General features: G+C 64.0%; 5 protein-coding genes. 4 read left to right on the top strand and 1 reads right to left on the bottom strand.

Annotated elements, in window-relative coordinates:
• The 3 genes from cmk to AC2VLV_RS11070 form a co-directional block, all read left to right on the top strand.
• Nucleotides 1–1,503 (top strand): (d)CMP kinase (cmk, locus tag AC2VLV_RS11080; protein ID WP_486990035.1); only part of this gene is annotated, 1,503 nt, incomplete at its 5' end.
• Between the two features lie 72 nt (nt 1,504–1,575).
• Nucleotides 1,576–3,279: a 30S ribosomal protein S1 gene (gene rpsA / locus AC2VLV_RS11075; protein WP_486990034.1), complete on the top strand. Its 1,704-nt coding sequence runs from the start codon at nt 1,576–1,578 to the stop codon at nt 3,277–3,279.
• Between the two features lie 147 nt (nt 3,280–3,426).
• A complete protein-coding gene (locus AC2VLV_RS11070) occupies nt 3,427–3,759 on the top strand; it encodes an integration host factor subunit beta (protein WP_486990033.1) in 333 nt (110 codons plus the stop codon).
• Nucleotides 3,760–3,828: 69 nt separating this feature from the next.
• Here AC2VLV_RS11070 and AC2VLV_RS11065 read toward each other — a convergent pair whose 3' ends face one another.
• Nucleotides 3,829–6,669: a valine--tRNA ligase gene (locus AC2VLV_RS11065; protein ID WP_486990037.1), complete on the bottom strand. Its 2,841-nt coding sequence runs from the start codon at nt 6,667–6,669 to the stop codon at nt 3,829–3,831.
• A 280-nt stretch (nt 6,670–6,949) separates the two neighbouring features.
• Here AC2VLV_RS11065 and AC2VLV_RS11060 point away from each other — a divergent pair.
• A partial coding sequence (locus AC2VLV_RS11060) for a queuosine precursor transporter (RefSeq protein ID WP_486990036.1) occupies nt 6,950–7,211 on the top strand: 262 nt, incomplete at its 3' end.

Raw genomic sequence — 7,211 nt, 5'->3', positions numbered from 1 at the left:
CTGAATGGCGACGTGGCCGTGCGGGGCGATGTCTCCAGCCAGTTTCTCACCGCCCTGCTGCTGGCGCTACCGCTCAAGGCGAGCGATCACGACATCGCCATTGCGGTGCAGGGCGAGCTGATTTCCAAACCCTATATCGAGATCACCCTCAACCTGCTGCGGCGCTTTGGCGTGCAGGTGCAGCGCACCGGGTGGGAGCGGTTTGTCATCCCTGCGGGCAGCCGCTTGCGCAGCCCTGGCCGCATCGCCGTGGAGGGCGATGCTTCGTCGGCCTCTTACTTTCTGGCGGCGGGCGTGCTGGGTCAATGGCACGGCAAGGGCGCGCCAGTGCGGGTGGAAGGCGTGGGGCGCGACAGCATTCAGGGCGACGTGGCGTTTGCGCGCGTGCTCGAAGACCTCGGCGCCCAGGTGCGCTGGGGCGACGACTTTATCGAAACCGACGGCCTGCAATCCGGATTGACCGCGCTGCGCGGTGGCGACATCAACTGCCTGGCCATTCCCGACGCCGCCATGACCCTGGCGATGACCGCGCTTTTTGCCGATGCGCCCACCACGCTGACCGCCATCGGCAGTTGGCGCGTGAAAGAAACCGACCGCATTCACGCCATGGCCACCGAGTTGACCAAGCTCGGGGCGCGAGTCGAATCCGGCCCCGACTGGCTGCGTGTGCATCCTTTGCCCGCAGCGCAGTGGCGCAGTGCCGCCATCGCCACTTACGACGATCACCGCATGGCCATGTGTTTTTCGCTGGCCAGCTTCGGCCATGCCGACATCCGCATTCTCGATCCGGGCTGTGTGGCCAAGACCTATCCCGGCTATTTCGACGACTTTGCCCGCATTGCCCGGCCCGTGCCGGTCATCGCCATCGACGGCCCAACCGCCTCCGGCAAAGGCAGCATCGCCACCGCCGTGGCCGATGCGCTGGGCTTCGATTGTCTCGACTCGGGCGTGCTCTACCGACTCACCGCCTGGGAGGCATTGCAGCAAAGCGTGCCGCTGGACGACAGCGCCGCACTGGTCCGGCTGGCGGCCGATCTGCCCGTGACCTTTGCCGCGGGCTGCATCGTGCTAAACGGACAAGTTTTCGATTCGGCGCAACTTCGCACCGAAGCCGTGGGGCAGGCCGCTTCGACCATCGCCGCCATTCCATCTGTTCGCGACGCCTTGTTTGCCTTGCAGCGCAGCTTTCGGCGTGCGCCGGGGCTCGTGGCCGATGGTCGAGACATGGGCACCATCGTCTTTCCAGACGCGCCCCTCAAGGTCTTCCTCACCGCCAGTGCCCACAGTCGCGCCGAGCGCCGGTATAAGCAATTGATTTCACAAGGGATTCCCGCTATACTTCGCGACGTTTTTGCAGAGCTTGAGCTGCGCGACGCGCGCGATACCCAGCGCGCCGTGGCTGCGCTGAAGCCCGCACCAGACGCCCAACTGCTGGACAGCACCGACCTGAGCCTTGAGCAAACGGTTGAAGCCGTGTTGGCTTTGTGGCGTCAACAGTTCTGAACGCGCGCCCTGCGCGTCTCAGTTTTCTCTCTCCAACCCCACGGTCTTTCGTGGTTTGAAGGTCTTAACTCAATGTCCTCTGTCTCCCCAAGTGCTGCTTCTGTCGAGTCGTTTGCCGCACTGTTTGAAGAATCCCTGCAATCGCGCGACATGCGCACCGGCGAAGTCATTACCGCCGAAGTCGTTGCTGTCGACCAGAATTTTGTGGTGGTCAACGCCGGACTGAAGTCCGACGCCTACATCCCCATCGAAGAATTCCACAACGACCAGGGCGAAGCCGACGTTCACGTTGGCGATTTCGTGTCGGTTGCCATCGACGCGCTGGAAAACGGCCGCGGCGACACCGTGCTGTCGCGCGATAAGGCCAAGCGTCTGGCGTCCTGGCTGTCGCTGGAGAAAGCGCTCGAAACCGGCGAATTCGTCGAAGGCACCACGACCGGCAAGGTCAAGGGCGGCCTGACCGTCATGGTCAACGGCATTCGCGCCTTCCTGCCCGGCTCGCTGCTCGATACCCGTCCGGTCAAAGACACCACGCCCTACGAGAACAAGACCCTGGAGTTCAAGGTCATCAAACTCGACCGCAAGCGCAACAACGTGGTGCTGTCGCGCCGCGCCGTGGTCGAAGCCAGCCAGGGCGAAGAGCGCGCCAAGCTGCTCGAAAACCTGCAGGAAGGCGCGCTGGTCACCGGCGTGGTCAAGAACATCACCGACTACGGCGCCTTCGTCGACCTCGGCGGCATCGACGGCCTGCTGCACATCACCGACCTGGCCTGGCGTCGTGTGCGTCACCCCAGCGAAGTGGTCACCCCCGGTCAGGAAGTCACGGCCAAAGTGCTCAAGTTCGACGCCGAGAAGGGTCGCGTTTCCCTGGGCCTCAAGCAGATGGGCGATGACCCGTGGCATGGCGTTTCGCGCCGCTACCCCGCGGGCACGCGTCTGTTCGGCAAGATCACCAACATCGCCGAGTACGGCGCGTTCGTCGAGATCGAGCCGGGCATCGAAGGCTTGGTGCACGTCTCCGAAATGGACTGGACCAACAAGAACGTCGCTCCGAGCAAAGTGGTGCAACTGGGCGACGAAGTCGAAGTGCAAGTGCTGGAAATCGACGAAGACCGTCGCCGTATCAGCCTGGGCATGAAGCAGTGCCGCGCCAACCCCTGGGACGAATTCGCCGCCAACCACAAGCGTGGCGACAAGGTTGCCGGCCCGGTCAAGTCGATCACCGACTTCGGCGTGTTCATCGGCCTGCCCGGCGGCATCGACGGCCTCATCCACCTGTCCGATCTGTCCTGGAACGATACCGGCGAGTCGGAAGTGCGCAACTACAAGAAGGGCCAGGACGTCGAAGCCGTGGTGCTGGCCATCGACATCGAGCGCGAGCGTATTTCGCTGGGCATCAAGCAGATGCTCGACGATCCGTTCATGTCCTTCGCCGCGCTGAACGACAAGGGCAAGATCGTCGAAGGCACGGTCAAGGCCGTCGACCCCAAGGGCGCGACCATCGATCTGGGCAATGACATCGAAGGCTATCTGCGTGCTTCCGAGATCTCGCGCGAGCGCGTTGAAGACGCCCGCAACGTGCTCAAGGAAGGCGATCAAGTCTCCGCCGTGGTCGTCAACATCGACCGCAAGACCCGCAACATCCAGTTGTCGGTCAAGGCAAAAGACGCCGCCGAACAGCAGGAAGCCATGGACCGTCTGGCGGGCGACACCCGCGAAGCCGGCACCACCAACCTCGGTGCGCTGCTGCGCGCCAAGATGGACAAAGGCTCCTGATCAGTTGCGTTGCTCGTTTGCATTGATCGACTCGCCCGTGCGGGCTGCTGTGTTGGGTGGCGTCGAATTCGGCGCATACCCAACGCGGTCCTGATGTGCGGCGGCCTACGGTGTTCACCGAGGCCGCCGTTTTCACCTGTACCCCTTATGACTCGCTCTGATCTCGTTGAAATCCTGGCCGCTCAGTTTCCCCAACTGACCCACCGCGACGCTGAACTGTCTGTGAAGACCATTCTCGACGCGTTGGCGCAGGCCCTCGATGATGGGCATCGAGTCGAAATCCGGGGCTTCGGCAGCTTCAGCGTCAGCCATCGCTCGGCCCGCATCGGGCGCAATCCGCGTTCGGGCGAGCAGGTGGCCGTGCCCGAGAAGCGCATCCCGCATTTCAAGCCGGGCAAGACTCTGCGCGAGTTGGTGGATTATCAGGCCGAGGAGCGCAAGGTGGATGAGCGCAAGCAGTCTGAGAACGTCGTCGATTGAGCGTGCTTTAGCGGTCGATTCTGGCGGCGCAACCATAGTCCCGTGCCCTGCGAAGGGCACGGGACTTTTTTATGGGGCAGTCGGCAAGCGCGCGATCTGCTCTTGCACCTTGACCAGCAGCGCCTGGAAATCGCTTAGACGCTCCTGCTCCTGCGCCACCACGGCGGCCGGAGCGCGGTCGACGAAACTGGCGTTGCCCAGCTTGCCTTGCGCCTTGGCGATTTCGGCTTGCAGCCGCTGCACTTCCTTGCCCAGACGCGCGTGCTCCGCTGCGGCGTCCACCTCGACGAACAGGGCGAACTGCGTGGCGCCCAGCGCGGTGGTGGGCGCGGATTGCGTGGCGGCTTTCCACGCGGCCTCGTCGGCGAACACCTTGACCTCCGACACCTTGGCCAGGGCTTGCAGGGCAGGGCGGTGGCGTTCGATCAGGGCGACATCGCCGCAGGCCAGCAGCGGCAGACGCTGCGCCGGGGAAACGCCGAGTTCGCCGCGCAGATTGCGGCAGGCGTCGACCAGTTGCTTGAAGGCGGCGATTTCCGCTTCGGCCGTCGCATCGATCTTTTCGGGCTGCGCCAGCGGGTAGGGCGCCACGGCCAGACTATTGCCGCCGCGCCCGGCCAGCGGCGCGACGGTCTGCCATAGTTCCTCGGTGATGAAGGGCATGATGGGGTGCGCCAGACGCAGCACGGCCTCCAGCGTGCGCACCAGGGTGCGGCGGGCGGCGCGTTGCTGTTGCGGCGTGCCCGTGGCGATTTGCGTCTTGGCGATTTCCAGATACCAGTCGCAATACTCGTCCCAGACGAATTGGTAGATGGCCTGCGCGGCAAAGTCCAGGCGGTAGTCGGCAAAGCCCTGAGCCACCTGCTGTTCGGTGCGCTGGAGTTGAGAGGCGATCCAGCGGTCGGCGGCGCTGAAGTGCATATAGCCGTCGGGGCCGCAGTCGCCGCCGCATTGATCCATGCCACGGTCGAATGCCGACAATTCGCTCACCTGCATCAGCACGAAGCGCGTGGCGTTCCAAAGCTTGTTGCAGAAATTGCGGTAGCCCTCGCAGCGCTTGGTGTCGAAGTTGATATTGCGGCCCAGCGTGGCCATCGAGGCAAATGTGAAGCGCAGGGCGTCGGCGCCGTAGGCCGGAATGCCGCCCGGGAATTCCTTCTCGGTGGCCTTGCGCACGGCGGGCGCCGTCTCGGGCTTGCGTAGCCCGGTGGTGCGTTTGTCGAGCAGGGGGGCGAGTTCGATGCCGTCGATCAGATCGACGGGATCGAGCACATTGCCCTCGCTCTTGCTCATCTTCTTGCCATGCGCGTCGAGCACCAGGCCGTGGATGTAAACGTGCTTGAACGGCACCTTGCCGGTGAAGTGCGTGGTCATCATGATCATCCGGGCGACCCAGAAGAAGATGATGTCAAAACCCGTGACCAGCACCGAGGAGGGCAGGAACAGATCCATCTCCTTCGTCGGCTCGGGCCAGCCCAGGGTGGAGAAGGGCACCAGCGCGGAGGAGTACCAGGTGTCGAGCACGTCCGGGTCGCGGGTGAGCGAGCGGTTGTAGCCCGCTGCAGACGCCTTGTCGCGCGCCTCGGCTTCGCTGCGGGCCACAAAAATTTCGCCGTTTTCGCCGTACCACGCCGGTATCTGGTGGCCCCACCAGAGTTGGCGCGAGATACACCAGTCTTGAATGTTGGCCATCCACTGGTTGTAGGTGTTCACCCAGTTTTCGGGAACGAACGTCACTTCGCCGTCGGCCACCGCGTCGATGGCTTTTTGCGCAATGCTCTTGCCGTCCGGGCCGGGCTTGGTGGTGGCGACGAACCATTGGTCGGTGAGCATGGGCTCGACGATCTGGCCCGTGCGCGCGCAGACCGGCACCATGTTTTTGTGCGGCACTGCCTTTTCGAGAAAGCCCTGGGCTTCCAGGTCTTTGAGCAGCGCCTTGCGCGCGGCGTAGCGGTCAAGCCCCTGGTAGGCGGCCGGGCCGTTGTCGTTGATATGCGCGTCGTCGGTGAAGATGGTGATCAGCGGAATGTCGTGGCGCAGCGCGCAAGCGTAGTCGTTGAAGTCGTGCGCGCCGGTGATTTTCACGCAGCCCGAGCCGAAGTCGCGTTCGACGAAACCATCGGCGATGATGGGAATCTTGCGGTCGCACAGCGGCAGATCGACGAACTTGCCGATGAACTTGGCGTAGCGTTCATCTTCCGGGTGCACCGCCAGCGCGCCGTCGGCCATCATGGTTTCCGGGCGGGTGGTGGCGATGTGCATACCGCGCACGCCGTCGATGGGCCCGTCGCTGAACGGGTAGAGGATGTGCCACATGAAGCCGTCGTGCTCCTGGCTTTCCACCTCCAGATCGCTCACCGCGCTCTTGAGCACCGGGTCCCAGTTCACCAGCCGCTTGCCGCGGTAGATCAAGCCTTGTTCGTAAAGCTGCACGAAGGTCTCCACCACGGCCTTGGACAGCTTGTCGTCCATGGTGAAGTATTCATGCTCCCAGCTCACCGAGTCGCCCATGCGGCGCATCTGTCCGGTGATGGTGTTGCCCGACTGCTGCTTCCATTCCCACACTTTTTCGACGAATTTGGCGCGTCCCAGGTCGTGGCGGCTCTGGCCTGCAGCCTGCAATTGCCGCTCCACCACGATCTGCGTGGCAATGCCCGCGTGGTCCATGCCCGGCACCCACAGGGTGTTGTCGCCCCGCATGCGGTGGTAGCGCACCAGGGTGTCCATCACCGTCTGGTTGAACGCATGCCCCATGTGCAGCGTGCCCGTGACGTTGGGCGGCGGCAGTTGCACGCAGAACGACGCTTTGGCGGCGTCGAGCGTGGGGGCGAACACGCCCAGTTCCTCCCAGCGCTGAGTCCAGTGGGCTTCGATGTTGTGGGGCTCAAACGATTTGGCGAGTTCGGTCATGGGGCTGGCGGGGAAAAAGCGGGCCATGCATCGGACTGCTGAGCAGGCCCGGCGTGCTGGCATCAAACGGGGTAGGTCGCCGTGCAAAGGTGCGAGGGGGCAGCAATCACGGCAGCAGGCCGCGATTTTATCGGGAGCGGGTTCGGTTTTCCTGCGCAGGGCCGCGGCGGCGCATAAAATGCGCGACTTTCCCAACCCCGGCCGCGACGCACGCAAGCTGTATCCGGCGCATCCGGCCCCGGCGGTTCCCTTACCCGCCGATCAACGAAAAAGGTCTCTCATGCTGTTCACGCTCGACTTGAGCGCTGCTCGCCAGCGCGCCGTCGTGGCCGCTCTGGCCGCGCTGCACATCACCATCATCATCGCCAGCAACTACCTGGTGCAGTTGCCCATCACCCTGTTCGGCCTGCACACCACTTGGGCAGCGTTCAGCTTCCCGCTGGTGTACGTCGCCACCGATCTCACCGCCCGGCTGCTCGGCGCGGGCCCGGCGCGGCGCGTGGTGCGCTGGGTGATGCTGCCCGCGCTGGTGCTGTCCTATG

It is taken from the genome of Thiomonas sp. TH-17 (genome assembly GCF_057473305.1).
This window is presented reverse-complemented; position numbering and strand designations above follow the sequence as displayed.